Genomic DNA, 25707 nt, shown 5'->3' on the forward strand with positions numbered 1-25707 from the left:
ATGGCGTCCCCTCGCTCTGGTGTCCCCTCGCTCATGGGTCCAGCCTAGGGACGGTGAGTTCGACCTCGGTGCCCTCACCGGCCACCGAGGTGATGGTGACCGTGCCGCCGAGGTCGCTGACGCGGCCCCGGATCGACTGGGCGACGCCGAGACGCCCCTGGCCGGCCGCCTCGTCCAGCCGGCCGGGCGGCAGGCCGGGCCCCTCGTCGCGGACCGAGACGATCACCGCGCCGCCCTCGTCCTCGACCAGCACCCAGGCCCGGGCCTGTGGACCGCAGTGCCGTTCGACGTTGTCGAGTGCCGCGCCGACCGCCGCGCCGATCTCCCGGGCCGTCCCGGCCGGCAGGCGTACGGGAGTGGCCGGCGTGGCGACCGACACCAGCGGGGAGGTGTAACGGCCGATCAACGTACGCAGGTCCAGCAGCTGACCGTCGTCATCAGTCGGCTCCCGCGCGATCAACGCGCGGAGCGCCTCCTCCTGCTCACCGGCCAGCCGGGCCAGTTCACCGGCCTCGCCGTCGAGATGCGCGCCCCGCCGCTGCACGAGCGCGAGCACCTGCAGCACCGAGTCGTGGATGCCCCGGGCCAGCCGTTCCCGCTCCCGGGTGGCGGCTTCCCGCTCCCGGGTCGCCGCCTCCAGCGCCACCGCCCGCTGCCACCGCTCCTCGGCGGCGCTGGTCAACCGCACCACGTGACCGACCGCGAGCGCGGCGAGCAGCATCAACGCGGTGCCGGTCAGCGACGACCGGGTCAGCCGTTCCCGGACTGCCAGGTCGGCACCACCGACCACCAGTGCGGCGACCACGCCACGTCGCCGGCCACCGGACACCGCCCAGGTCAGCACCGGCCCGGCCTGCCAGGCCACCCCGAGCGTGGGCGCGCCCGCGTTCAACGCCGTACGGCCGACCACCCACGGCGTGACCACCAGGACCGCGACGGACATCAGCAGATCGGCACCGAGCAGCGGCCACCGGCGCCAGACCGGCCGGGCGTACGCGTACGCGGTCGCGACCGTCCAACCGAGCAGCACGACGAGCACCGGCAGCGCGGCCAGCGGCCGGGTGTAGTCGCGCACGTCCCGGGCGACGATGACCAGCACGTACGCCAGCGCGGCGAACCGGAACACCGCGATGGCCCGCCACATCGGCTGCTGGAGGCTGCCCGGCCCCATCGTCGTCACCGGCCCGCCCGCCGGACCGAACCGGCGGACCACCGCCCACCCCCGCAATCCATCACGTCCCGACGATGTCATATGCCTGACTGATAAACGATCGTGAGGCTTCTCCGCGCAGGTCAGGGATGCGTCGCGCCGTCGTCCGACGTAGCGTGGTGTGGCCGGGGACCCGACTATCGGTGGCTGGACAACACATGACCGACGCAGAGCAGCATCCACCGCGTACGGTTATGCCCATCGAACCTCCGCCGCTGCTCACCGAGACCTTCGACCGTGACCAGGTGACCAACCTGCGTCACGTCGTCGCGTCGTGCGCGACGGCCGCCGGGCTCACCGGCCAACGGCTCGACGACTTCGTGCTCGCCGTCAACGAGCTGATCACGAACGCCGTACGGCACGGCGGCGGCCGGGGCCGGCTGCGGTTGTGGAGCCGGGAGGACACCGTCCTGTGCGAGGTCTCCGACGCCGGTGGCGGAATCGGCGCCGAGCGGCTCGGCAACCGGGACCGGCCCGCCCCGCACACCGCCGGCGGCTGGGGGCTTTGGCTCGCCGACCAGCTCAGCGACGAGATGGTGGTGCGGAGCAGCCCGACCGGCACCACCGTACGCATCAGCGCGGCACTCGGCCCCGACCCGGTCGCCGCCGACCCCGGCGACTGACCCGCGCCGGCGGTCCGGTTCGTGCCGCGACCGCCGAAGTGGCGGCCCGGGGGTAACACCGATCAACCGGCCGGGTGACCCGCCGACCGCTGCCGGGCCGCCTCGTACAGCACGATCGACGCGGCGGTGGCGGCATTGAGCGAGCTGGCCGAACCACCCATCGGAATCCGGACCGCCCGGTCGGCACGCTCCCGCCACGCGGCGCTGAGGCCGGTGGTCTCGTTGCCGACGAGCAGCAACGTCGGGCCGGTCAGGTCGGCATCCGGCAGGTCGACCTCGGCCCGCTCGTCGGTGGCGACCACGTCGACCTCGATCCCGGCGGCCCACAGGGCGTCCAACCAGTCCAGCACGGGCTCGGCCGAGGACAACCGGACCGCCGGTACGGCGAACAGCGAACCGGTGCTGGCCCGTACCGCACGGGGGTCGTAGACGTCGGCGGCGTGGCCCGTGACGATGACACCGGAGGCGCCGAACGCGTCCGCCGAGCGCAACAGGGTGCCGATGTTGCCCGGGTTGGTGGGGCGGTCGAAGACCACCGCGAGGAGATCCGGGCCGGTCGGGATGCGCTCCAGGTCGTCGGCGGGCAGCCCGACGACGGCAACGAGTTCCGGCGACTCCTCGGCCTTCTCCCCCAGTTCGGCGAGCAGTTCGGGGGCCATCGCGACCCGGGTGGCCGGCGTCGCGTCGAGGATCTCCCGGGCCCAGCGGGACAGCGGGCCACTGCGGTCGTGGAGCAGGGCCCGGATCTCCCAGCCGTGGCGGACGGCCATGGTGATCGGCCGTACGCCCTGCACCAGGAACTCGCCGGCGCGGTGCCGGCGGTTCCGGTTCTCCAACAGGGCGTACCACTGCTGGAAGCGGGCATTGCGGGTGGTGACCCGCAGCTCGGTCGCCATGTCACGCACGCCGCCATGCTAGGCCAGCCCCGTACACCCCCGCCTGACCCCGCCGCCCACCCATGCGCCGAGGGGCCGCGCCGATCAAGGGGATGTCTCCGGCAATTCGCCCCGCACAGGCCACGATTGCTCCTTGATCAGCGCGGGCTCCACGGGACCACGGGACCACGGACCCGCCGGCCCAGCGCGACGTGACCAGGCCAACCGCAGCCGCGCAGCCCTCCCACGACCGGACCCACAGCAACGCGAGAGCGCTCTCTTGACACTGTGGTCAACCGCACATAAATTCTGATTTACATCAATCTATAAAGTTTGCTTACTGATTGATGGACATCAGCCACAGGGAGTGTGCATCGTGTCCAGAACCAGACCCCGCACCCTGCTCGCGCTGGCCGTCGCCGGCGCCAGCCTGGCCGCCATGCTGGTGGCACCACAGACGTCCGGCACCGCGTTGGCCGCACCCGGCCCGCTGACCTGGTCCGACGAGTTCAACGGGCCGGCCGGCGGCGCACCGGACCCGAGCAAGTGGTCCTACGACATCGGCGGCGGCGGCTGGGGCAACAACGAGCAGCAGTACTACACGAACAGCCGCAGCAACTCCGCGCTCGACGGCAACGGCAACATGGTGATCACCGCCCGCCGGGAGAACCCCGCCAACTACAACTGCCACTACGGCCGCTGCCAGTACACCTCGGCCCGACTGCTGACCAACGGCAAGTTCACCCAGGCGTACGGGCGCTTCGAGGCCCGGATCAAGGTGCCGCGCGGCCAGGGCATCTGGCCGGCGTTCTGGATGCTCGGCAACGACCTCGGCAGCGTCGGGTGGCCCAACTCGGGCGAGATCGACATCATGGAGAACATCGGCCGCGAGCCGAGCACCGTACACGGCACGCTGCACGGCCCCGGCTACTCCGGCGGCGCCAGCATCACCAGCAGCTACACCCTGCCCGGCGGCCGGCGGCTCGCCGACGACTTCCACGTCTACACCGTGGACTGGGCACCGGACTCGATCACCTGGTACATCGACGGCATCCAGTACGGCCGCAAGACCCCTGCCGATCTCCGGGGCAACCGCTGGGTCTTCGACCACCCGTTCTTCATGATCCTCAACGTGGCGGTGGGCGGCCACTGGCCCGGCTACCCCGACGGCACCACCCAGTTCCCGCAGCAGATGACGATCGACTACGTACGTGTCTACGCCCACCAGAACAACGGCGGGGGCGGCGGCAACGCCATCGTCGGCTACGCCAACAAGTGCATCGACGTACCCGGCGGCAACTCCGTCGACGGCGCCCGGCTCCAGCTCTGGACCTGCAACGGCACCGCCGCGCAGCGCTGGACCGCTCCGGGCGACGGCACGCTGCGCGCGCTGGGCAAGTGCATGGACGTGGCGTGGGGCTCGTCCGCCAACGGCGCGGCGATCCAGCTCGCCAACTGCAGCGGCAATCCGGCCCAGCAGTTCGTGCTGAGCGCGGCCGGTGACCTGGTCAATCCACAGGCCAACAAGTGTGTGGACGTGTCCGCCTATAACTCCGCCGACGGCACCCCGCTCCAGCTCTGGGAGTGCAACGGCGGCGCCAACCAGAAGTGGCGCCGCGCCTGACCTTCCCACTCCCCGCGATCTTGCAGTTGTCGCCCGGCAAACCCGACAAAGGGGGGAGACAACCGCAAGATCGCGGGGAAAGGCGTGGGAAGGGAGAGGGCGGTCAGGGCAGATGTGCCGCGACGAAGTCCAGGCTGCGGGCGGCGAAGTGCGCCCGGCCGCCCTCGTGCCCGTCCCACTCGTAGACCTCGATCTCCTTCGGCCCCGCGTACGCGTGGTAGGCCGCGAACACCGTCGACGGTGGACACGTCTGGTCCATCAGCGCCGCGCTGAACAGCGCCGGCGCGGTCGCCCGGGGCACCAGGTGCAGCAGGTCCACGTGATCCACCGTGGACAGTGCGGCGGCCGCCCGCTCCGGGTGAACCCGGCAGAAACGCACAAGCTCGGCGTACGGGTCGGCGTCGGTGATCGTCACCGCCCGCCGTACGTGGCACAGGAACGGAACCTGCGACACGACCGCCCGCACCGGGCCGCCCGACAGCGACGCCGCCGCCAGCGCCAGCCCGCCGCCCTGGCTGCCGCCCACCACGGCCAGCCGGGACGCGTCGACGCCGGGCAGTTCCGGGGCGATGTCGACGGCCCGCACCGCGTCGGTCAGCAACCGCCGGTAGTAGTAGCCGGCCGGGTCGAGCACGCCCCGGGTCAGGAACCCCGGCACCGACGGGCCGGCGCCGTCCGGCCCCGGGTCGGGGGTGTCCCCGCCCCGCCACATCCCGCCCTGGCCACGGGTGTCCATCACCAGGTGGGCGTAGCCGGCCGCCGACCACAGGAGCCACTCGTGCGGGCGGCCCCGGCCGCCGCCGTACCCGATGAACTCGACGACGAGCGGCAGCGGCCCGGACGCGGCCGCCGGCAGGTTGAGCCAGGCCCGCACCGGCTGGCCGGCGAAGCCGGTGAACGTCACGTCGTACGTCGTCACGCCGCGCAGCGCGGTCTCGAACCGACGCACCTCGACGGGTGCGGCCGCGGCCCGCGCCTCGGCGAGTGTCGTGGCCCAGAATCCGTCCAGATCGGCCGGTGCGGCCACCTCCGGCCGGTAGGTCCACAGCCGGTCCAGCGGAAGATCGAACAACGCCATCCCGGCACGCTACCAGCGGCTCGCGAAGGTCCGGCCCCGGCGTTACGGTGCTCGGGTGACCGACTCGTACGTCGCCGCCATCGACCAGGGCACCACGTCTTCGCGGTGCATCGTCTTCGACTCCACCGGTGCCATTGTCACCGTGGCCCAGCGCGAACACCGGCAGATCTTCCCCCGGCCCGGCTGGGTCGAGCACGACGCCGAGGAGATCTGGGCCAACGTCGAGACCGTCGTACGCGAGGCACTCGCCTCCGCGTCGATCGGCCCGGAGCGCCTCGCCGCCATCGGCATCACCAACCAGCGCGAGACGACGGTGGTCTGGGACCGCGACACCGGCCGGCCGGTGCACAACGCGATCGTCTGGCAGGACACCCGCACCGGCGGGCAGCTGCGGCGGCTCGACGAGACGTACGGCGAACAGCGGTTCCGGGCCCGGACCGGGCTGCCGCTGGCCACCTACTTCGCGGGGCCGAAGCTGATGTGGCTGCTGGAGCACGTCGACGGGCTACGGGACCGGGCCGAGCGCGGCGAGGTGCTCTTCGGCACCATGGACAGTTGGCTGATCTGGAAGCTCACCGGGCGGCACGTCACCGACGTCACCAACGCCAGCCGGACCCTGCTCATGGACCTGCACACGCTCGACTGGGACGAGGAGATCCTCGCCGCCGCCGGCATCCCGGCCGCGATGCTGCCGCAGATCCGGTCGTCGGCCGAGGTGTACGGCGAGGCGCGCGGCACGCTGGCCGGGGTGCCGGTGGCCAGCGCCCTCGGCGACCAGCAGGCCGCCCTGTTCGGCCAGACCTGCTTCCAGCCCGGCGAGGCCAAGTGCACGTACGGCACCGGCAGCTTCCTGCTGCTGAACACCGGTGCCACCCCTGTCGTGTCCAGCCACGGGCTGCTGACCACGGTCGCCTACCGGATCGGTGACCGGCCGGCGACGTACGCCCTGGAGGGCGCGATCGCGGTGACCGGGTCGCTGGTGCAGTGGCTGCGTGACAACCTGGGCCTGATCTCCACCGCCGCCGAGGTCGAGACGCTGGCCCGCACCGTCGACGACAACGGCGGCTGCTACATCGTGCCGGCGTTCGCCGGGCTGTTCGCCCCGCACTGGCGCACCGACGCCCGGGGCGTCATCGCCGGACTGACCGGCTACATCACCAAGGGGCACCTGGCCCGGGCGGTGCTGGAGGCGTCCGCGTGGCAGACCCGCGAGGTGGTCGACGCGATGAACGCCGACTCCGACGTGGCACTGCGCCGGCTGCGGGTCGACGGCGGCATGACCGCCAACGAGTTGCTGATGCAGTTCCTCGCCGACGTGCTGGACGTGCCGGTGGTGCGGCCGACGGTCGCCGAGACGACCTGCCTCGGCGCCGCGTACGCCGCCGGGCTGGCCGTCGGCTACTGGCCGGACCTGGACACGCTACGGGCCCAGTGGCGCGAGGACGCCCGGTGGCGGCCGGCGATGGATCCAGCGCACCGCGACCGTGAACTCGCCCAGTGGCGAAAGGCGGTCGCCCGCACCCTCGACTGGGTCGACTGACCGCCCCCGCCTTCCCGCGATCTTGCGGTTGTCTCCCCCATTCGCCCGGATCGGGCGGCGACAAGTGCAAGATCGCGGGTACAGGGTCACCAGGTGCGGCCGGTCAGGCGCTCGTAGACCTCGACGTAGCGGGCCCGGGTCATCTCGACCACCTCGGCCGGCACCTCCGGCGCGGGCGCCTGCTTGTCCCATCCGGTGCCGGCTGCCCAGTTCCGCAGGTACTGCTTGTCGAACGAGAACTGGGTCCGGCCCGGCTCGTAGGAGTCCGCCGGCCAGAACCGCGACGAATCCGAGGTGAGCACCTCGTCGCCGAGCACCAGGGTGCCGTCCGGCGCCCAGCCCAGTTCGATCTTCGTGTCGGCGACGATGATCCCCCGCTCGGCCGCCAGTTCGGCGCCCCGCCGGTAGACCCGTACGGTGACGTCCCGCAACTGCTCCGCCGTCTCCGCGCCGACCTTGTCGACGACCTCGGCGTACGTCATGAACTCGTCGTGCTCGCCGACCGGCGCCTTGGTGGTCGGGGTGAAGATCGGCTCGGGCAGCTTCGACGCCTCGACCAGGCCGGGGTTGAGCTGGAGGCCGGAGACCGACCCGCTCCGCTCGTACTCCTTCAGGCCGAGACCGGTCAGGTAGCCCCGGGCGATGCACTCGACCGGGACCATCTCCAGCCGGCGGCAGCGGATCGCCCGGCCGGCGAACTCCGCCGGTACGTCGGTGGCGGAGACGACGTGGTTGGGCACCAGGTCGGCGAGCTGCTCGAACCACCACAGCGAAAGCTGGGTGAGCAGTCTGCCCTTGTCCGGGATCGGGGTCGGCAGCACGACGTCGTAGACCGAAACCCGGTCGGAGGCGACCAGGATGAGATCGTCGCCGTCGGCGTATACGTCGCGGACCTTGCCCGAGTGCAGCAGTTTCACCCGGTCAGTACATCACGCGGCCCCGCTCGCCCCGCCCCGGCACCGGGCCGGCCCGCCACCCCGGACACGCCACCTGATCCGGCCGCCACCCGGCGCTTTCAACCGTCCTGTCCGGCCAGCCTGACCGGCAGTCCGTTGACACCCCGCCGGCCCACCTGTGTAAATGATCCGGATCGCCGTGCACCGGCGGCGCCCATCTGGAGATGCCGTGCCCCCTGCCGTACCCGCCCCGCCCCCGCCCCCGGGGCAGCCGCGCCGCCGGCTCTCCCCCGCTCCAGGCCGGCTACGCCGTCACGCCCCCGCCTCAGGCCGGCCGAGCCGCCACGCCCCCGCCCCAGGCCGGCCGAGCCGCCTCACCCCCGCCCCAGGCCGGCTGAGCCGGCTCGCCGCCATCCCAGGCCGGCTACGCCGACTCTCCCCCACTCCAGGCCGGCTACGCCGCCACACCCCCACTCCAGGCCGGCTACGCCGACTCTCCCCGATGCTGGCGCTCGTCCTGTTCGCCACCATCGGCCTCACCGCGTGCACCGACGACCGTACGGTCGACAGCGGGGACCGCGTCGAGTTGTCCGTCTTCTGGTGGGGCGGCGAACGCCGGGCCGAACTGACCGAGCGGGCGCTGCAGCTCTACTCGTCCCGACACCCCGAGGTCACGTTCCGGGTCACCTGGCAGGGCGAGACCGGCTACTACGAGCGCCTGGCCACCCAGGCCGGGGCCGGCAACGTCGCCGACCTGTTCCAGATCGACGACGACTACCTGACCGAGTACGTCGACAGCCGCATCGTGCTGGACCTGAGCGGTCACGTCGCCTCCGGCGCGCTCGACCTCAGCCAGTTCCCCCGTGGCCTCGCTCAGTACGGGCAGGTCGGCGGACGTACCGTCGCGGTCGCCGCCGCCGCGAACACGCCCGCGATGGTCTACAACAGGTCGCTGCTCGACCGGCTCGGACTGGACGAGCCGCGGATCGGCATGACGTACGACGAGTTCTTCCGGTGGGCGTCGGAGGTGACCCGCGCAAGCGGCGGGCAGACGGCCGGCGCGATGGACGCCTCCGCCGACCACCGGGCGCTGTGGCTGTGGCTGCGGACCCAGGGCAAGGAGTTCTACCAGGGCCGCGAGATCGGCTTCAGCGAGGCGGACGTGACCCGCTGGTTCGAGCTGTGGCAGCGTGCGCGGGCCTCCCGGGCCACCCCGTCGGCGGCGGTGACCCAGCAGGCCAACGGCGGTGAGGCTGCCCGGCAACTCGTCGTCAACCGCCGGGCCGCCACGTCGTTCGCGTGGTCGAACGAGCTCACCGAGTTGCAGCGGTACACAAAGGATGATCTCCGGGTCGTCTCCTACCCGGGTTCGCCGAAGGGACAGTGGACGCAGGCGTCGATGTACTGGGCGGCCTTCCGGGGCACCCGGCACGCCGACACCGTGGTCGACGTGATCAACTTTCTGGTGAACGATCCGGAGGCTGGCGCCATCCTCGGCACCGAGCGTGGGCTGAGCCCGAACGCCCGGGTCCGGGACGCGGTGAACGCGAACCTGACCGACGAGAAGATGAAGCGCACGGTGACGTTCGAGGCCCGGATGGCGGAGCACTTCGGCCCCGCGCCGGCACCGCCACCGAAGGGCCACGCCCGGATCCGGGCCCTGCTGGTCGCCCACGCCGAGGACGTGCAGTTCGGCCGGGCCACCCCGCGCACGGCCGCCTACGAGTTCGTCGCCGAGGCCCGCGCCGCCCTGGCCACCTAGAACGCGCGGCCCGACGTCGTACGCCGTACGCCGGCACCGCGCGGGCCGGGGCTGGTCAGCGCCGGCCGCCGCCCCTCCTGCGCATCACCAGCACGAGCGCGACCACGATGATCCCGACCACGAACAGGCAGCACAGCCCGATGAGGAAGCCGCCGAAGCCACGCCCGCGACCACGGGCGAGTTCACCGGCCACCCCGTCGACGCCGGTCTGGGCGGCCCAGGCCGCCGCCGGCACGAACACCGCCAGAGTCAGGGTGCTGACCAGCGCGCCGAGCCGCACCCACCACTTTCCGAGTGAAGACATGGGTCCATCCTGACGGCCGGGAGCAAGTCGCGTACCCCAACAGCCGGGATCAGCCCAGGTGACGGATACCCTCCCAGCCGGGATCGGGCCGGCAGCGGACCCTGGTCCGGCCCCGTGCCCAGCCGCCGATCACCGCCGCCGCGGTCGCCTCGACCGGCCGGTCGGCCTCGGCGTAGCAGTGGAAGATCCGCCGCCCGGCGCGCGTCTCGTGCGCGACGAGTACGGCGTCGGCGCCGAGCGCCGCCATCAGCCGGGCCTCCAGCGCCCGCAGGTCGGCCAGGGTGGTGTCGTCGGGCATCCCGCTGTCACCGACGCCCGGGAAGCCGACCTCGACCCGCAGGTGGGTGTCGAGATGCGGCCACCGGACCGGTTTGAGCGGATGCCGGAGCGAGGCGATGTAGGTCCGCCGGCCGTCCCGCAACTCCCGCAGCTCCCAGGTCTGGTCGTCGACCTGGGCGGCCACGTGCGCCACCGCAGCCACCAGCGCCTCGCCGCCGCGCATGTCGGGGGTCGGCTCGACGGCGGTCTCGACCGTGCCGATCCACAGTTCGGCGGCGACCTCGCCGAGCAGCCAGTCCAGGGCCAGGAACACCACCCGGAGTCGTTCCAGGACCGGCATCTGCCCGAACATCGGGTGGTAGACCACGATGTCGACCTCGTGGCGACCGCTGTCGACGGCGAACCCGTACGCCAGGTCGGGCAGTTTGACCTCGAAGCCGGCGACCGTGAGGGCAGCGCTCAGCGCGTCGGGGTCGGGCTGGCGGGTGGACTGGAACTCCCAGTGCCGGTCCGGAGGTGGGGCGGCCCGCCGCCACCGTTCGGCGATCGACCGCAACCGGGCGTCACCGGCCGCGGAGACGACGAGCAGATGACTCGACCGGTTGCCCCGCGAGAACTCCCACTCCAGACCTTTGTGGATGGCCTTGACCCGGCCGGCGATCTCGGCGACGAGCGCCGGCGACCAGTCGCCGTCGGCGATGGCGGCTTCCACGCTCGGGCGGCCCTGTGGCCACCACCGCCAGAACTCGGCGATGGCCGGGCCGGTGTCTTTCCGGCGATGGGATAACAACATGGCATCGGAGCCTAGGTCGAGTCCCGGGCTGACGGCTTCAGCCGATCAGCCAACACATTTACCAACCCGTAGCCGTCACCCCACGCGCGGGTCGAGACTCGGGGCCGGGCCGACACTACACAGTGGCCGGACCCGCCACCGCGCCGGCACCGGGCCGGATCTACAACCGCTCGACCAGCAGCGCCGCGCCCTGGCCGACACCGACACACATCGTCGCCAGGCCGCGCCGGCCACCGTCGCGTTCCAGCCGGCCGAGAAGGGTGACCACCAGCCGGGTGCCGGAGCCGCCCAGCGGGTGGCCGAGGGCGATCGCCCCGCCGTCGGCGTTGAGCCGCTCCCCGTCGACGCCGAGCCGGCCGGCACAGGCCAGCACCTGGGCGGCGAACGCCTCGTTGAGTTCGACCGCGTCGAGGTCACCGATGGACAGTCCGGCCCGGGCGAGCGCCTTCTCGGTCGCGGGCACCGGCCCGAGGCCCATCAGGTGCGGCGGCACCCCGGCGGACGTACCGGCCAGGATCCGGGCGCGGGGGGTGAGGCCGTACCGGCGTACGGCCTCGGCGCTGGCGACCACGATGGCCGCGGCGCCGTCGGACAGCGGGCTGGACGAGCCGGCGGTGACGATGCCGTCCGCCCGGAACACCGGCTTGAGGCCGGCCAGCCGGTCGAGCGAGGTCTGTCGCGGGCACTCGTCGGTGTCGACGGGGCCGGTCCGGGTCGGCACCGGCACGATCTCGGCGGCGAACCGGCCGGCCGCGATCGCCGCCGCCGCCCGCTCCTGGCTGCGCAGGGCGTACGCGTCGCTGGCCGACCGGCTGATTCCGTCGAGCTTCGCGACCTCCTCGGCGGTCTCGCCCATCGAAAGCGTGGCCTTGCCCCCGTCGAGCCCGGTCATCCGCTGGTTGACCAGGCGCCAGCCGAGCGCGGTGTCGAAGGTCGCGCCCGGCTTCGCCCAGGCGGTCGCCGGCTTCTCGGTCACCCACGGCGCCCTGGTCATCGACTCGACGCCGCCGGCGACGACGATGTCCGCGTCGCCGGCCCGGACCGCCTGCGCGGCGTTCGCGACCGCGGTCAGGCCGCTCGCGCACAGCCGGTTCACCGTATACGCGGGCACCTCGTCCGGCAGGCCGGCGAGCAGCACCGCCATCCGGGCCACGTTCCGGTTGTCCTCGCCCGCCTGGTTGGCCGCGCCGAGGATCACCTCGTCCACCGCCGCCGGCTCGACGCCGGCGCGCTCCACGGCGGCACCGACCACCAGGGCGGCGAGGTCGTCCGGCCGTACGCCGGCGAGCACGCCGCCGTACCGGCCGATCGGGGTGCGGACCCCGCCGACGAGGAAAGCCTCTGACATCGGACCACCAACCTCTGGAGCGGCGACTTTCCCCGAACGATAGCCAAACGATCGTTTGGGAGGGTAGCCGGAGTGTGGCGGTCCGGTCAGGCCGGCGGCCGGTACGCCGTCAGCACCAGGTCGGCCGCGTCGGCCGAGCCGAGCTGCGGCACCGCCTCGGCCCGCCGCACCCGCAGCCCGGCGACCGCCCGGGTCAGTTCCGCGGCGTCGTAGAGCAGGTCGGCCGGGCGCGGGCCCCCGGTCCCCGCGACGGCGTTGCTCCGGTCCCAGCCGAGCACGAACAAGGTGCCGCCCGGCGCCAGCGCGGCCGCGGCCCGGCGCAGTACCGTCGCGATCTCCGCGCTGCCGATGTGCAGGTAGAGCACCACGGCAAGGTCGATCGACCCAACCGGCTCGTACGCCCGCGCGTCGGCGACCTGCCAGTCGACCTCGACCCCGTGCCGGTCCGCCACCTGCCGCCCCCGGTCGACGGCCACCTGCGAGAAGTCGACGGCGGTGACCCGCCAGCCCCGGGTGGCCAACCAGATCGCCGGACGTCCCTCCCCGCAGCCGAACTCCACGGCCCGCCCGGGCTGCAGGTCACCGACCGCCCGCGCCAACTCGGGATGTGGCTCCACATCGAACGCCAGGCCGGCGGCCGCGTATGCCCGGTCCCACTCGTCGGGGTTCTTCACCGTTCCTCCTCGCGCCGACGGGCCGTGATCCAGAGGTAGCTGACCGGGTGGCCGCCCTCCAACTGCTCCTCGACCTCGGCGTCGACGATCTCGAAGCCGGCCTCGGCGACCAGTCGCCGGCTGGTCTCCGCGTCGTACGAGCTGAAGAACATCGGCTCACCCAACCACTTCGCGACCATGTCGACCTGCTCCTCGGCCTCGACCGTGAACAGCGCCCAGCCGCCGTCGGCGAGCCAGCCACGCATCAGGCCGAGCATCTCCGGCAGGCGCTCACGCGGGATGTGGTCGAAGGTGTAGAAGGCGACGATCGCGTCGAACGATCCGGGCTCGTAGCGCAGCTCCAGGACGTCGCCGACGGACAGCGTCGCGTCCGGGACGTTCTGCCGGGCGAGTTCGATCTGGCGGGGCGACACGTCGACACCGACCGCGACGTGCCGCTTAGCGATCTCGGCGGTGGCCGGAACCCCGTTGCCGCAACCGAGGTCGAGCACCCGGGACCCGTCCGGAAGCCGGGCCAGCAGTTCCCGCAGCCGGCGCAGCCGGGGCCACTCGACACCGTCCTCGAGCCCGGCGTACGCCTGCGCCACCCGGTCGTAGCCCCTGGCCACCACGTCGGCTACCGGCTCACTCATTTCGCCCCCTTGAGGCGGGTGCTGCCCGGACACGGCTGAAACGAAACGGCCCCGGAGATTTCTCTCCGGGGCCGTTCATCTCGTAGCGGGGACAGGATTTGAACCTGCGACCTCTGGGTTATGAGCCCAGCGAGCTACCGAGCTGCTCCACCCCGCGTAGCCTGAGCGATGGCTCGTGTGTGGCTGTCCAGCTTTCGTGTTGCCCAGTTTCCTGCTGTCCAGCCTTGCACTTGCCGTGCTCGTTCGTGCCTGGACAACACTAGCGCACCCATCGTCACACCCGCAAAACAGCCCCGGCCCCGGGCGCGGCTGGCGCACCCACGGGCCGGGGCTCCGCCGGTGGATCAGACGGTTTTCCGAGCTCAGCGCACGCGTCTGACCACCGTCGCGATCCGGGATCCGCTGACTTGCCGGATCCGGTGCCCGGGCGGTCACCACGCCGCCGGCGCGACCGTCGCGCCGCGCACCTGGGCCAGGTCAGTGCCTGAGAATCGGGTCGGGCGGACAGATCGCATCGGGCGCAGCGAAACGGCCCCGAAGATCTCTCTTCGGGGCCGTTTCCGTGGTAGCGGGGACAGGATTTGAACCTGCGACCTCTGGGTTATGAGCCCAGCGAGCTACCGAGCTGCTCCACCCCGCGCTGCCTGACGCCGCGCTGACTTGCACCGCGTCGCCTCACGCCGCTGACTCGCGCCGCACCCGTTTCGGGGTTTGGCCGTGGTCTCGCTCGTTCGTGCCGGGATAACACTAGCGCACCGGCGTCCACTCCCGCAGCCGAGCCCCGGGCAATGCCGCCGACCAGGAGAAGTCCCGCCGTCCGTCGACACATCGCGGCGACGGCCGGGCACAACAAGAGGGGCCCGCCATGGCGGGCCCCTCTTGCATGCTGCCGGTTACCCCGACGGCGTCGGTGACGGTGGTGGCGGTTCCGACGCGCCCGGCGACGGAGACGCCGGTGGCGGGTTGGCCGGGGCGCCACCGCCGGCCGCCTGCTGGGCCTGCTGGAACGCCGTCATCGCCTGGTCGAGCGCGGCCAGGGCGCGGCCGTACCGCTCGAAGTCGCCCGACGTCTGCGCCGCCTTGACCTCGGCGATGGCGGTCTGCACCTGGGCCGCGGCCTCGGCGAGCGGGCCGGTCATCGGCGGTGGCTCGTTGCCGGTCGGCGGTGGCTCGTTACCGGTCGGTGGCGGCTGTCCGGTACCCGCCTGGCGACCCTGCTCGATGAGCTGCTCGATGCCTTCCTTGATGTTGTTGGCCAGTACGACGTACGAGCCGCCGTCGCCGTACGAGAGCAGCACCCGCTGCAGCAGCGGATAGGCGTTCTGCTGGTTGCTCTTCACGTAGACCGGCTCGACGTAGAGCATGCCGTTGCCGTACGGCAGCGACAGCAGGTTGCCGTACTGCACCTGGGCCTGGTTGGACGAGAGCAGGTTGAGCTGCTGCCGGATCGTGGCGTTGTTGGTCATCCGCTGGTGCACCTGGACCGGGCCGGAGACCGCCGTCTGGTCGGGCAGCTCCCACATCGCCAACTGCGGCTTACCGTCCACGTAGGAGCCCGAGATCAGCGCGGCGAGGTTCTGCCGGCCGGCCGGGGTCACCGCCGACGTGAGCTGGAAGCGCGGCCCCTCCTGCCCCGGGAACTGGGTGTAGAGGTAGTACGGCGGCTGCTTCTTGTTGCTGTCCGGCGCGTCCGGGACGTTCGGCACCTCCCAGAAGTCCTGCCCGGAGAAGAACTCCGACGGGTCGGTGACGTGGAACTTCGCCAGCAGGTTGCGCTGCACCTTGAACAGGTCGGCGGGGTAGCGGAAGTGCTGGTTCAGTTCGGCCGGGATCTCCGCCTTCGGGGTGATGAGGTCACCGCCGAACGCCTTGTTCCACGCCTTCAGCACCGGGTCGGCCTCGTCGAACTCGTAGAGCCGGACCGTGCCGTCGTAGGCGTCGACGGTGGCCTTGACCGAGTTGCGGATGTAGTTGACGTTCTCCCGGGCGAGCGCGAAGGTGCCCAGCCCGGTCAGCTCGTCCGCGGTCTCGGTCTGCAGGTTGATCCGCTCCGCGTACGGGTAGGTCGCGGCGGTGGTGTAGCCGTCGACGATCCACTGGACCCGGCCGTCGATCAGGGCCGGGTAGGGGTCGCCGTCCACGGTCAGGAACGGCGCCACCTTCTCCACCCGGTCGCGCGGGTTGCGGACGTAGAGCAGCTTGGAGTTCTCGTTGACCGCGTCGGAAAGCAGGAAGTTCGTCTCCTGCTCCTTGATCGAGTAGAGCAGCTTGCGGGCGAACGAGCCGATCGCGACGCCGCCCTCGCCGGTGTAGGTGTAGTAGTCCTCGCCGCCGCCGCTGGTCGGCCGGTCGAACTCGACGTTGCGGCCCTCGTCGACCTGGCCGACGATCGCGTAGTCGGTGGCGTCCATCTGCTCGCCGTAGTAGATCCGCGGCTGCTGCGCCGGGATCTGCTCGGTCGACGAGGAGCACTGTTCCTGGGCCTGGTCGCCGAGGAAGCCGGAGACGAAGAACGGCTGCCCGCCGCAGACCACCTGGTTGGCCGGCGCGCCCACCAGGCCGTAGCCGTGGGTGAAGACGGTGTGGCGGTTGATCCAGTTGCTCTGCTGCTCGCTCAGGCCACGGTAGTTGATCTCGCGAACGCCGACGACGTAGTCCTGGGTCCTGCCGTTCACGTTGTAGCGGTCGATGTCGAGCTTCGGACCGAAGTCGTAGAAGCCACGGACCTGCTGCAACTGCGTGTAGGTCTCGGAGACCAGTTGCGGGTCGAGCAGCCGGATGTTCGGCACGACGTTGGTGTCGGTGGCCAGCGACTCGGGCGGGGTCAGGTTGTTGGCCCCGTACGGTGTGGTCGTGCTGTCGGCCAGCCCGAACGCCTTACGGGTGGCCTCGATGCTGCGGCCGATGTATTCCGACTCCTTGTCCCGCAGGCTCGGGTTGACCTCGAAGGTCTGCACCGCCCACGGGTAGATGCCGCCGATCGCCACCGCCGAGATGCCCAGCAGGGCGAGCGAGACACCGGGCCAGACGAGGTTGCGCATCACCGCGTTGGAGAAGACGATGATCGCGATGGCGACCACGATCGAGATGTAGGCCAGGATCTCCTTGGCCGGCAGCAACGCGTTGATGTCGGCGTAGCCGGCGCCGTAGATCTTCGCCTCCTCGTTGTACTCCAGCAGCAGGGCACGCCGGTCGAGCACGTACGCCACGGCCTTGAGCAGCACGAAGACGGCGACCAGGCTGGTCAGGTGGGCCCGCGCGCCGTTGGTCATCCGGTCGCCCACACCCTGCAGCCGAACCCCGCCGAAGATGTAGTGCACGGCGAGCGCGCCGATCACCGACAGGACCACGGCGGTGAAGCCGACACCGATCAGATAGCGCCAGAACGGGAACTCGAAGATGTAGAAGCCGATGTCGGCGTTGAACTCGGGGTCGGTGACGCCGAACTCCTGCGAGTTGCGGAAGAGCAGCCACTCGCTCCACCGGCTCTGCGCCGACAGGCCGGCGAAGAGGCCGACGACGATCGAGATGACCGCGATCCAGGTGCCGATCCGGGGGCTCAGCAACATCCGGTAGCGGTCCAGCGTGGCCTGCTCCGGCGAGTGCGGGCGCAGCAGCGGCCGGAGCCGGTAGGCCAGCCACAGGTTGCCGCCGATGAGCACCGCCATCGCCAGGCCGATCGCCAGGAAGAGCAGGATGCGGGTGGTAAGCACCCCGGTGAAGACCTGCGTGTAGTCGACCTCGTCGAACCAGAGCCAATCGGTCCACGCCTGCACGCCCCACCCGAGCAGGGTGAAGAGCAGGAATACGCCGATCAGCACGCTGACGGTCACCCGCCCGCGTCGGCTCATTCTCGGCATGGGACTGCTACGCATGACCACGTTTGGCTCCGCACTTCGAGTTCGACCCGCTCCGACCAGTGACCAAGACTACGGGGTGTTTCCATCTGTGATTTGTCAAGCCTCGGGTCGCCGCCGGTCTCAGCACCTGGGAGCCTCCCGTCCGGCCCGTACCGCCTCCAGCGCGGAAAGGGCCTCGTCGAGGTTTCCGACCTTCAACAGCGGCAGGTCGGGCTGGGCGTTGCGGACGGCTTCCTCGCAGTTGTCGGCCGGTACGAGGAAGACCTTGGCGCCGGCCGTCTTGGCGCCGACGAGCTTCTGCGGGATGCCGCCGATGGCACCGACGTTGCCCACGTCGTCGATGGTCCCGGTGCCGGCGATGACGTGCCCGCCGGTCAGGTCCTCCGGATCGATCTTGTCGATGATGCCGAGGGCGAACATCAGGCCGGCGCTCGGACCGCCGATCTCGTCCAGGTCGATCTTGAGTTCGAACGGGTGCGGCTGCTCCTGGCTGATCTCCACGCCGACGCGGGGCGGCTGGCCGTTCTCCGCCCGGGTGGTCAGCGGCACGGTCGCCGCGGCCCCGTTCCGCGTGTAGCCGACGGTCACCGTGCTGCCGGCGGGTTTGCCGCGGATCACCCCGGTCAGCCCAGTCGCGGTCGTCACCGGCTGCCCGTCGATCGAGGTGATCACGTCACCGACCTGGAGTTGGCCATCGGCCGGCCCACCCGGGCTCACCACCTTGACCACCACCTGCACCGGATACCCCAGCTTGCGCAGCGCCGCCGTCTCCGCGCTGGTCTGCGAGGCGGCGAAGTCCTCGGCGTTGCGCTGGTCGACCTGTTCCCTGGTCTCGTTCGGCGGGTAGATCAGCTCACGGGGTACGACCGCCTCGTCGTCGGAGAACCAGCCGATGATCGCCGCGAGCAGCTTCACGTCGGGCTGCACACCGACCGTGGTCAGCCGTAGCTGGCCCTGCGACGTCGATGTCGGCGTGCCGGAGATCTGGATGACCTCCTTGTCGTCCTCGGTGCCCAACGTGTCGACCGTCGGACCGGGGCCGAGAACGACGTACGGGATCGGCGCGGCGAGCACGCCGATGCTGAGCAACGCGGTGAAGAGCGCACCGATCAGAACCGTGACCCCGCGACGTCTCATGCGCGGAAGAGTACCTATCGTCCCTGACGGTGCCGCCCGGAGTTCTCCCTGAGCAGAAGCCGGGGACGGGCATCACGGCCGTCGACCCGCGTACGGTTGACGGGTGCCTGATATTCCGTTCGGCTTCGCGCTCCCGGGTGGCCAGCCGCCCGACCCCAACGACCCGCAGCAGATGCAGCAGTTCATGGCCCAGTTGCAGCAGTTGCTCGCGGCGCCCGGCAACGGGCCCGTCAACTGGGACCTGGCGCGCCAGGTAGCGGCCGGTCAACTGGCCGCGGCCGGCGATCCGGCGGTGAACGTCTATGAGCGCCACACCGTCGAGGAGGCGCTGCGCCTCGCCGACCTGTGGCTCGAACCGGCCAGTTCCCTGCCGTCAGGGATCAAGAAGTCGGTGGCGTGGAACCGCAACGAGTGGATCTTCAAAACGCTCGACGTGTGGCAGAAGCTCTGCGACCCGGTCGCCGGACGCATGGTCGGCGCGATGGGCGACCTGGTGCCGCCGGAGGCCCGCGCCCAGCTCGGACCGATGCAGTCGATGGTGGCCGCGCTCGGTGGCGCGCTCTTCGGCGGCCAGCTCGGTCAGGCGCTCGGCTCGCTGGCCGCGGAGGTGCTGTCGGCCGGCGACATCGGGCTGCCGCTCGGCCCGGCCGGCACCGCCGCGCTGATCCCGGCCAACATCAAGGCGTACGGCGAGGGCCTGGAACTGCCCGAGGACGAGGTACGGCTCTACGTGGCGCTGCGCGAGGCGGCGCACCAGCGGCTCTTCGGCCACGTGCCGTGGCTGCGCGGGCACGTGCTGACGGCGGTCGAGGCGTACGCGTCCGGCATCACCGTCGACCGCGAGGCGATCGAGGAGGCGATGACCCGGGTCGACCCGATGAACCCGGAGTCGATGCAGGCGATCGCGCTCGAAGGCATCTTCACGCCCGAGGACACGCCCGCCCAGAAGGCCGCCCTGGCCCGCCTGGAGACCGCGTTGGCCCTGGTCGAGGGTTGGGTGTGCCACGTCGTCGACAGCGCGGCCGGCGAGCGGCTGCCGAACGTCGTACGCCTCGGTGAGGCGTTCCGGCGGCGCCGGGCGGCGGGCGGACCCGCCGAGCAGACCTTCGTGGCCCTGGTCGGGCTGGAGTTGCGCCCGCGCCGGCTGCGCGAGGCGGCGGCGGTGTGGGCGGCGCTGACCGAGCACCGGGGCATCTCCGGCCGGGACGCGTTGTGGGGGCACCCCGACCTGCTGCCGTCCGGCGACGACTTCGCCGACCCGGACGCGTACGCCCGCACCCAACTCGATCTCGGCGATCTCGACGATTTCGACTTCGGCCCGGACACCGACCTCGGGGGCGACAAGCCGGACCAGCGCTGACGCCGCGGGTCAGGGACTGAGCAGGAGACGAGTGCTGTCCCAGCCCTCGACCGCCGGGTCCAGGGTGGCCAGGTCGGCCGGACCACGCAGCCGCCGCCACGCCGGCGTCACCACGACGTCGGCGGGGCGGGGCGCCGCCGCCCGCACCGCGGCCGGGTCGGCGGTGTCGAGGTCGACCGGCGGCAGCCAGTCCGGCACCGGCAGCCGGCTCGCCACGCCGAGCAGGCCCCCGCCGCCCTCGGCCGGGGCGACGGCCAGTGGCCGGGTGGTCAGTGGGCGGAGCAGCTTGCCGAGGATCAGCCCCGGCACGTCCGGTGCGTCGGTGGTGATCACGGCGGCCTGCTCGAAGCCGTCCCGGGCGGCGGCGGCGAGGGCGGCGTTGACGTCACGCGCCGGCAGGTCGTAGATCGGCATCCCGGGCCAGGCGACCGCGTCGGCGAGCGGCCGGTCGGCGGCGACCGCGGCGATGGCCGGTTCGACCTCGTTCATGGTGGCCAGCAGGTCGACCACGTCCTCGGCGAGCGCCGCCCGCCAGGCGGCCGGTTCGATGCCGGGGGGAGCCCAGCGCACCGGGCCGATCAGCGCCACCACCACTCGTCGTGCCACCCGCATGACCCTAGTCCGCCGTCGGCGCGACAGGGTGGCAGGCCCTCGGCCGGCGCGGCGGGATGGCAGACCCTGCCGGCGCGGCGGGCCGGCCCTCAGTCGGCGAGTACGACCCCGGCGGCGGCGGCCACCCCTTCGAGGTAGCCACGGGCCCGTTCGGTCTTCGGGTAGCGCCCCACCAGCTCCCAGAACCGGGCGTTGTGGCTGGGCACGACGAGGTGGGCCAACTCGTGCAGGAGCACGTAGTCGATGACCCACTCGGGCATCTCCTGGATCCGGTGGGAGATGCGGATGGTGCGGTCGGCGGGGGTGCAGGAGCCCCACCGGCCGTTCTGGTTGGTGACCCACCGCACGCTGGCGGGTACGGCGATCCGGGCGTGTTCGCTGAGATAGCGGGTGATCAAGCGCTGGGCGCGGACCAGCAACTCGGCGTCGGAGCGGCAGAGGCGCTCCTCGCGGGCGGCGAGCCGGGCGAGCATCCGGTCGACCCACTCGGTCTCCTCGGCGCGGGAGAACTGGTCGGGGATCAGGACGACGACCCGCTCGCCCTCCCGGTAGGCGGACACCGTCCGGCGCCGGCGCTGGCTGCGCCGTACCTCGACGACCGGCTTCCGCGCCCCAGCCATTACCGGCCCGCGTCGCCCCGGGTTTGGTTCACGATGGCACGCTAATGCCTGATGGCCTGGTCACCGCAAGTGTCAACGTGCCGAGTTGCGCCAGGAAAGTAACGGTTAGCGACTAGTCGTCCGAAAAAATTCTTGACGGCATGCGCCGGTGGACCGCGAGACGTGGTCCTTCTGGCGCGTTCTCGAGCGGTCGATCCCACGTTAGGGGATCATCCACGGGGGAGTCCAACCGCCCCCCGAGGTGACTTCTGAGGGCCTTCACCCGGCGTGTCCCAGCGAACCTGACTTATGCGATCTATTCCGGCATGCACACTCTCGTCGTCGGCTTGCTCACAGGTCGACGCGTCGCTGACATGAACCCGACCACACCTGGGTAGGGTCCGCCGGACCGGTGGTCACATCAGGTGGCCCACAGGTTCCCCCAGCGCCGGAGCCCGGATGGCTCTCACCGCGGGGTGCATGTCGGGAGCCAAACGCCCGACAAAACGGACGAGGAGGACATCGTGGCCGATCAGGCCCAGACCTACAACGGTTACTGCGTCAAATGCAAGGAGAAGCGCGACTTCGAAGGCACGGTCACCGTGTCGAAGACCGGGATGAACATGGCCAAGGGCAAGTGCCCGGTCTGCGGCACAACAGTCAACCGGATCCTGGGGAAGGCGAAGGTCTGACCGAGGATCCGGAGGAACGATCGCGGGAGGGGGTGGCCGGTGGCCACCCCCTCCCGCGCGACAGGTGCCGACGCAGCGTGTCGGAGGCACGACACTAGCTACCCGCGGGTTGTGGATAACCCCGGTTTCGCTGTGGATAACGCCGGATACGGCGGCGGCCGACTGTGGATAACGAACGACAGAGCGCTCGGCAACGGTGACAGGGTGTCATCTCATGACGAGAACGTCGCTTCCCCGCCCGACCCTGCTCCCCGGTCTGGTCCGGCTCTGGCGTGACCGGCACACCCTCCAGCTCGGGCTGGATCCCGCCCACGCCGTCGTGGTCGAGGTCGCCCACCCGGGAGCGGCACGCCTGCTCGACCTGCTCGACGGCTCGCACAGCGAACGCGCCGTACTCGACCGGGCGGCCCGCATCGGCGTACCGCGCGACGACGTCCGCACCCTGATCGACGCGCTGCGGGCCGCCGGACTGATCCTGGGCGCCCACGCCCTGCTGCCCGGCAACCTGCCGGAGCCCGCCCGGCGCCGGCTGGCGGCCGAGGCCAACGCCATCGCCCTGCGCGGCGCCGACGCCCCCGGCAGCCCGGCCCAGGTCCTGCGACGCCGGGCCGCCGCCCGGGTGGTGGTCACCGGACGCGGCCGGCTCGCCGCCCCCGTCGCGGTGGCCCTGGCCCAGTCCGGCGTCGGTCACGTCAGCCCGGAACTCGACGGCGAGGTGGGCCCGACCGAGACGGTCGGTGGCGGTTTCGGCCCGGGAGACGTACGCCGGCCCCGGGCCGAGGCACTCGCCGCCGCGATCACCCGGGCCGCCCCGGGCACCGACACCCGTCCGGTACGCCGGGGCCGGGCCGGGCTCGTCGTGCAGGTCGGCATGGACCGGCCGGCGCAACTGCTCGCCGCCGGCTTCGCCGCCCGCCGGCAGGCGCACCTGCTGCTGGGCGTACGCGACGGCACACCGGTCGTCGGGCCGCTCGTCCCGGCCGACGGCTCCCCCTGCCTGCACTGTCTCGACCTGCACCGGCTGGACCGCGATCCGGCCTGGCCGGCACTGGCCGCCCAACTGGCGGCGAGCAGTTTCGAGGAGCCGTGCAGCACCGCGACCCTGATCGCCGCGGTGGGATTCGCCACCGCGGAGATCCTTGCCCACCTCGACGGCGCCACCCCGGAGACGGTGGGGGCGGCCGTGGAAATCTGCGCACCCGGGCGGATTCGGCGCCGCGCCTGGCCACCCCACCCACGCTGCGACTGCATCCGGCGCGGTCGGCGCCGGTACGGCGAGGGCACCAATGGCCCCGGCGACCGCCGCATGGCGGCCAACGACGGGCCGAGTCGGTAACAATGATCTGGTGACCGATATCCCGCGTCGGGCCGTGGCCCGCACCGCCAAGCTCGCCGCTCTGCCCCTCGGCTTCGCGGGGCGGACCGTTCTCGGCCTGGGCAAGAGGGTCACCGGGCTGGCCTCCGACGTCGTGTCGGCCGAGATCCAGCAGCGTACGGCCGAACAGCTCTTCAGCGTCCTCGGGCAGCTCAAGGGTGGCGCGATGAAGTTCGGGCAGGCGCTGTCGGTGTTCGAGGCGGCACTCCCGGAAGAGATCGCGGCCCCCTACCGGCAGGCGCTGACCAAGTTGCAGGAGGCCGCGCCCCCGCTTCCGGCGGCCACCGTGCACAAGGTGCTCGCCGAGCAGTTGGGCGAGGACTGGCGGGCGAAGTTCGTCGAGTTCGACGATTCACCCGCCGCGGCGGCGAGCATCGGCCAGGTGCACCGGGCGGTCTGGAAGACCCGGGCCAAGGCGGGACTGCCCGTCGCCGTCAAAATCCAATACCCGGGTGCCGGCGACGCCCTGCTGGCCGACCTCAAGCAACTCTCCCGCCTCGGCGGGATGTTCCGCGCCATCCAGCCGGGTCTGGACATCAAGCCGCTGCTCGCCGAACTGCGGGAACGGATCACCGAGGAACTCGACTACGAGTTGGAGGCGACGTCCCAACGGGCGTTCCACAAGGCGTACGCCGGCGACGAGGAGATCTTCGTACCGAAGGTGGTCGCCTCCGCCCCCCGCGTGCTGGTGACCGAGTGGGTCGAGGGCACCCCGCTGTCGAAGATCATCAACGAAGGCACCGAGGAACAGCGTGACCGGGCCGGCCGGCTGATGGCCGTCCTGCACTTCTCGGCACCGGCCCGCGCCGGGCTCCTGCACGCCGACCCGCACCCGGGCAACTTCCGGCTACTGCCGGACGGGCGCCTGGGCGTCATCGACTTCGGGGCGGTGGCCCGGCTGCCCGGCGGCCACCCGGAGCCGATCGGCCGGCTGGTCCGGCTCGCGCTGGCCGGTGACGCGCGGGCGGTCATCGACGGCCTGCGCGAGGAGGGCTTCGTCAAGCAGACCGACGACATCGACGCGCAGGCGCTACTCGACTTCATCCTGCCGATGCTGGAACCGGTGGCCCTCGACGAGTTCCGGTTCACCCGCGCCTGGCTGCGCTCCGAGGCGACCCGGCTGGGCAACCCCAGGTCACCGGCCTACCAGCTCAATCGACACCTCAACCTGCCACCGTCCTACCTGCTGATCCACCGGGTGACGCTCGGCTCGATCGGGGTGCTGTCCCAACTCGAGGCGAAGGCGCCCTACCGCTCGATCCTGGAACGCTGGCTGCCCGGTTTCGCCCCGATCCCCTGACTCGCCGGCCGGCGCGGCGCTCGCCCCGGCCGGTCGAGGACGGTTCGGAAAACGGTCAGGGGCTCGACGGGATACCCCGCCGAGCCCCTGACCGGTCATCTATCAGTAGCCGCCTATGTCCCGGGCCGCCTGCCGGCGGGCCTGCATCGAGATGGTACGGGCGGATCGGGTTGCCTCAGTGCGCGTGGTCTTGCCGGCCTGAGGCCGGCGCATTCGCGCTCGGGACAACGCTTCTTGGATGAGATACATGGTGTCGGCCCCACTCGGAGTCGCAGTGACGATGGTCATTTCGTTCTTCATTGCCGGTACGACACCGGCGGACTTACGGATCGGGTTCATGTCAGGCCGCCAGCCGGACGCTGCTGCGCGACTCGGCGAGGCCGTTGGCCGCCATCCGCGCTTCGACCTCGACCCGGAGGACCTGGTCACGGGCGACGTCCTCCTTGCGCGGACGGCCACGGGGCCGCTTGCGCGGGACGACCGCGCCACGCTCGAAGATCTCGCCACCCCAGACCCCCCACGGCTCGGCGCGGTCGACCGCACCGGCCAGGCACGCGGCCCGGAGCGGGCAGTCGCCGCACAGCGACTTGGCCAGTTCCAGCTCGGCGGGGGCGTCGGAGAACCACAGGTCGGGGTCGAACTTCCGGCAGGGCAGGTTCGCCTCCAGTTCGACGTTGACGTCGACGGGGGCCAGCGCCAGACTCATCGCCCGGTCACCTCTCTCTCGCTTCGATCTTGTGGATCGTCGTTGCTGGGTGAGACAAAAAACTAAGGCCGCGGATCCCGGTTACGGGTTCCGCGGCCTCGAGGTGAGCCGGTGGTCTATTCCTAGACCGGCCTTCCTCGAGGTGGAACTCCGCGGACGTCCATACGCTTCGGAGCGTTCGGGACATCGCCGCCGGCGAAGCCACTGATCCCCTTGCCCTGGACGGATTTCGGCGCCAGGATCAGTTCGGCCTGGGTCGGCGCCGGGTGCGTCACGGGCAGTAGGGCAGCGTCAGCGGCCGGCAGCAGTCTGACGACTGGCACCGACACGAGGGCAGCAGACAGCCCCGCCGAACGCTGGTTGACATAGAGCTCCATGGTGCCGCCTCCTCACGCTTCCCTCGTCACTGACACGGTCTCGTACACCCT

At 71.5% G+C, this 25707-nt stretch carries 23 protein-coding genes and 2 tRNA genes; 8 read left to right on the forward strand and 17 right to left on the reverse strand.

The window, feature by feature from the left end; genetic code table 11:
* Nucleotides 1-31: 31 nt before the first annotated feature.
* Nucleotides 32-1171 carry a DUF5931 domain-containing protein gene (locus tag AB0I42_RS01965; protein WP_357533453.1) on the reverse strand — a complete coding sequence of 380 codons (1140 nt, stop codon included), beginning with the start codon at nt 1169-1171 and terminating at the stop codon, nt 32-34.
* A 197-nt stretch (nt 1172-1368) separates the two neighbouring features.
* On the opposite strand from AB0I42_RS01965, the gene AB0I42_RS01970 reads away from it, so the two are divergent.
* Nucleotides 1369-1833, forward strand: a complete 465-nt coding sequence (locus AB0I42_RS01970) for an ATP-binding protein (protein ID WP_357533239.1) — start codon at nt 1369-1371, stop codon at nt 1831-1833.
* Between the two features lie 62 nt (nt 1834-1895).
* Here AB0I42_RS01970 and AB0I42_RS01975 read toward each other — a convergent pair whose 3' ends face one another.
* Nucleotides 1896-2729, reverse strand: coding sequence for a TrmH family RNA methyltransferase (locus AB0I42_RS01975; protein ID WP_357533455.1), 834 nt, complete (start codon nt 2727-2729; stop codon nt 1896-1898).
* Between the two features lie 418 nt (nt 2730-3147).
* Between AB0I42_RS01975 and AB0I42_RS01980 the strand changes: the two genes are divergently transcribed.
* The gene (locus tag AB0I42_RS01980; protein ID WP_357533457.1) at nt 3148-4332 is read left to right on the forward strand and encodes a family 16 glycosylhydrolase; all 1185 of its coding nucleotides are present in this window, start codon (nt 3148-3150) and stop codon (nt 4330-4332) included.
* Nucleotides 4333-4435: 103 nt separating this feature from the next.
* Here AB0I42_RS01980 and AB0I42_RS01985 read toward each other — a convergent pair whose 3' ends face one another.
* Nucleotides 4436-5410, reverse strand: a complete 975-nt coding sequence (locus AB0I42_RS01985) for an acetylxylan esterase (RefSeq protein WP_357533241.1) — start codon at nt 5408-5410, stop codon at nt 4436-4438.
* A gap of 55 nt (nt 5411-5465) precedes the next feature.
* On the opposite strand from AB0I42_RS01985, the gene glpK reads away from it, so the two are divergent.
* Nucleotides 5466-6950: a glycerol kinase GlpK gene (gene glpK / locus AB0I42_RS01990; protein ID WP_357533243.1), complete on the forward strand. Its 1485-nt coding sequence runs from the start codon at nt 5466-5468 to the stop codon at nt 6948-6950.
* An 86-nt stretch (nt 6951-7036) separates the two neighbouring features.
* Here the strand turns inward: glpK and AB0I42_RS01995 are convergent, their stop codons facing one another.
* On the reverse strand, nt 7037-7867 hold the full coding sequence (locus AB0I42_RS01995; protein WP_357533245.1) for a phosphoribosylaminoimidazolesuccinocarboxamide synthase: 831 nt from the start codon (nt 7865-7867) through the stop codon (nt 7037-7039).
* Nucleotides 7868-8348: 481 nt separating this feature from the next.
* Between AB0I42_RS01995 and AB0I42_RS02000 the strand changes: the two genes are divergently transcribed.
* A complete protein-coding gene (locus AB0I42_RS02000) occupies nt 8349-9608 on the forward strand; it encodes an ABC transporter substrate-binding protein (RefSeq protein ID WP_357533247.1) in 1260 nt (419 codons plus the stop codon).
* 55 nt (nt 9609-9663) lie between these two features.
* Here the strand turns inward: AB0I42_RS02000 and AB0I42_RS02005 are convergent, their stop codons facing one another.
* From AB0I42_RS02005 to AB0I42_RS02045, 9 genes are all read right to left on the reverse strand, one after another.
* Nucleotides 9664-9912 carry a hypothetical protein gene (locus AB0I42_RS02005; protein WP_357533249.1) on the reverse strand — a complete coding sequence of 83 codons (249 nt, stop codon included), beginning with the start codon at nt 9910-9912 and terminating at the stop codon, nt 9664-9666.
* A 49-nt stretch (nt 9913-9961) separates the two neighbouring features.
* A complete protein-coding gene (locus AB0I42_RS02010) occupies nt 9962-10984 on the reverse strand; it encodes a DUF695 domain-containing protein (protein WP_357533251.1) in 1023 nt (340 codons plus the stop codon).
* 160 nt (nt 10985-11144) lie between these two features.
* Nucleotides 11145-12332, reverse strand: a complete 1188-nt coding sequence (locus tag AB0I42_RS02015) for an acetyl-CoA C-acyltransferase (protein ID WP_357533253.1) — start codon at nt 12330-12332, stop codon at nt 11145-11147.
* 86 nt (nt 12333-12418) lie between these two features.
* Entirely contained in the window at nt 12419-13006 is a 588-nt protein-coding gene (locus AB0I42_RS02020; protein ID WP_357533255.1) for a class I SAM-dependent methyltransferase, read from the reverse strand.
* Nucleotides 13003-13638, reverse strand: coding sequence for a class I SAM-dependent methyltransferase (locus AB0I42_RS02025; RefSeq protein ID WP_357533257.1), 636 nt, complete (start codon nt 13636-13638; stop codon nt 13003-13005). Before AB0I42_RS02025 ends, AB0I42_RS02020 begins: the two co-directional genes overlap by 4 nt.
* 83 nt (nt 13639-13721) lie before the next feature.
* Nucleotides 13722-13795 (reverse strand) — tRNA-Met (locus AB0I42_RS02030).
* A 406-nt stretch (nt 13796-14201) separates the two neighbouring features.
* Nucleotides 14202-14278, reverse strand: a tRNA-Met gene (locus tag AB0I42_RS02035).
* A gap of 253 nt (nt 14279-14531) precedes the next feature.
* The gene (locus AB0I42_RS02040) at nt 14532-17513 is read right to left on the reverse strand and encodes a UPF0182 family protein (protein WP_357533259.1); all 2982 of its coding nucleotides are present in this window, start codon (nt 17511-17513) and stop codon (nt 14532-14534) included.
* A gap of 105 nt (nt 17514-17618) precedes the next feature.
* Complete coding sequence (locus AB0I42_RS02045) at nt 17619-18635, reverse strand: PDZ domain-containing protein (RefSeq protein WP_357533261.1); 1017 nt, start codon at nt 18633-18635, stop codon at nt 17619-17621.
* Nucleotides 18636-18738: 103 nt separating this feature from the next.
* Here AB0I42_RS02045 and AB0I42_RS02050 point away from each other — a divergent pair, with 103 nt between their 5' ends.
* Nucleotides 18739-19995, forward strand: a complete 1257-nt coding sequence (locus AB0I42_RS02050) for a zinc-dependent metalloprotease (RefSeq protein WP_357533263.1) — start codon at nt 18739-18741, stop codon at nt 19993-19995.
* A 9-nt stretch (nt 19996-20004) separates the two neighbouring features.
* Here the strand turns inward: AB0I42_RS02050 and AB0I42_RS02055 are convergent, their stop codons facing one another.
* On the reverse strand, nt 20005-20601 hold the full coding sequence (locus AB0I42_RS02055) for a hypothetical protein (protein WP_357533265.1): 597 nt from the start codon (nt 20599-20601) through the stop codon (nt 20005-20007).
* A 95-nt stretch (nt 20602-20696) separates the two neighbouring features.
* Nucleotides 20697-21227 carry a M48 family metallopeptidase gene (locus AB0I42_RS02060; RefSeq protein WP_357533267.1) on the reverse strand — a complete coding sequence of 177 codons (531 nt, stop codon included), beginning with the start codon at nt 21225-21227 and terminating at the stop codon, nt 20697-20699.
* Nucleotides 21228-21730: 503 nt separating this feature from the next.
* Here AB0I42_RS02060 and AB0I42_RS02065 point away from each other — a divergent pair.
* The 3 genes from AB0I42_RS02065 (at nt 21731) to AB0I42_RS02075 (ending at nt 24573) form a co-directional block, all read left to right on the forward strand.
* On the forward strand, nt 21731-21898 hold the full coding sequence (locus tag AB0I42_RS02065) for a DUF5679 domain-containing protein (protein ID WP_212826663.1): 168 nt from the start codon (nt 21731-21733) through the stop codon (nt 21896-21898).
* Between the two features lie 214 nt (nt 21899-22112).
* A complete protein-coding gene (locus tag AB0I42_RS02070) occupies nt 22113-23234 on the forward strand; it encodes a hypothetical protein (RefSeq protein WP_357533269.1) in 1122 nt (373 codons plus the stop codon).
* Nucleotides 23235-23244: 10 nt separating this feature from the next.
* Nucleotides 23245-24573 carry an AarF/ABC1/UbiB kinase family protein gene (locus tag AB0I42_RS02075; protein WP_357533271.1) on the forward strand — a complete coding sequence of 443 codons (1329 nt, stop codon included), beginning with the start codon at nt 23245-23247 and terminating at the stop codon, nt 24571-24573.
* A gap of 340 nt (nt 24574-24913) precedes the next feature.
* Here the strand turns inward: AB0I42_RS02075 and AB0I42_RS02080 are convergent, their stop codons facing one another.
* Together AB0I42_RS02080 and AB0I42_RS02085 are read right to left on the reverse strand one after the other, a co-directional pair.
* Nucleotides 24914-25279 carry a WhiB family transcriptional regulator gene (locus AB0I42_RS02080; protein WP_357533273.1) on the reverse strand — a complete coding sequence of 122 codons (366 nt, stop codon included), beginning with the start codon at nt 25277-25279 and terminating at the stop codon, nt 24914-24916.
* A 122-nt stretch (nt 25280-25401) separates the two neighbouring features.
* Entirely contained in the window at nt 25402-25656 is a 255-nt protein-coding gene (locus AB0I42_RS02085; protein ID WP_357533275.1) for a hypothetical protein, read from the reverse strand.
* Nucleotides 25657-25707 lie beyond the last annotated feature (51 nt).

The organism is Polymorphospora sp. NPDC050346 (assembly GCF_040655695.1).
GTDB classification, from domain to species: Bacteria; Actinomycetota; Actinomycetes; order Mycobacteriales; family Micromonosporaceae; genus Polymorphospora; species Polymorphospora lycopeni.

Coding starts and splice junctions, on each gene's coding strand:
- AB0I42_RS02080 (WP_357533273.1), bottom strand. CDS start 25,279: ATGAGTCTGGCGCTGGCCCCCGTCGACGTCAACGTCGAACTGGAGGCG.
- AB0I42_RS02045 (WP_357533261.1), bottom strand. CDS start 18,635: ATGAGACGTCGCGGGGTCACGGTTCTGATCGGTGCGCTCTTCACCGCG.
- AB0I42_RS02060 (WP_357533267.1), bottom strand. CDS start 21,227: ATGGCTGGGGCGCGGAAGCCGGTCGTCGAGGTACGGCGCAGCCAGCGC.
- AB0I42_RS02040 (WP_357533259.1), bottom strand. CDS start 17,513: ATGCGTAGCAGTCCCATGCCGAGAATGAGCCGACGCGGGCGGGTGACC.
- AB0I42_RS02010 (WP_357533251.1), bottom strand. CDS start 10,984: ATGTTGTTATCCCATCGCCGGAAAGACACCGGCCCGGCCATCGCCGAG.
- AB0I42_RS01975 (WP_357533455.1), bottom strand. CDS start 2,729: ATGGCGACCGAGCTGCGGGTCACCACCCGCAATGCCCGCTTCCAGCAG.
- AB0I42_RS02000 (WP_357533247.1), top strand. CDS start 8,349: ATGCTGGCGCTCGTCCTGTTCGCCACCATCGGCCTCACCGCGTGCACC.
- AB0I42_RS01980 (WP_357533457.1), top strand. CDS start 3,148: ATGCTGGTGGCACCACAGACGTCCGGCACCGCGTTGGCCGCACCCGGC.
- AB0I42_RS02005 (WP_357533249.1), bottom strand. CDS start 9,912: ATGTCTTCACTCGGAAAGTGGTGGGTGCGGCTCGGCGCGCTGGTCAGC.
- AB0I42_RS02085 (WP_357533275.1), bottom strand. CDS start 25,656: ATGGAGCTCTATGTCAACCAGCGTTCGGCGGGGCTGTCTGCTGCCCTC.
- AB0I42_RS01970 (WP_357533239.1), top strand. CDS start 1,369: ATGACCGACGCAGAGCAGCATCCACCGCGTACGGTTATGCCCATCGAA.
- AB0I42_RS02015 (WP_357533253.1), bottom strand. CDS start 12,332: ATGTCAGAGGCTTTCCTCGTCGGCGGGGTCCGCACCCCGATCGGCCGG.
- AB0I42_RS01965 (WP_357533453.1), bottom strand. CDS start 1,171: ATGGGGCCGGGCAGCCTCCAGCAGCCGATGTGGCGGGCCATCGCGGTG.
- AB0I42_RS01985 (WP_357533241.1), bottom strand. CDS start 5,410: ATGGCGTTGTTCGATCTTCCGCTGGACCGGCTGTGGACCTACCGGCCG.
- AB0I42_RS02070 (WP_357533269.1), top strand. CDS start 22,113: ATGACGAGAACGTCGCTTCCCCGCCCGACCCTGCTCCCCGGTCTGGTC.
- AB0I42_RS02025 (WP_357533257.1), bottom strand. CDS start 13,638: ATGAGTGAGCCGGTAGCCGACGTGGTGGCCAGGGGCTACGACCGGGTG.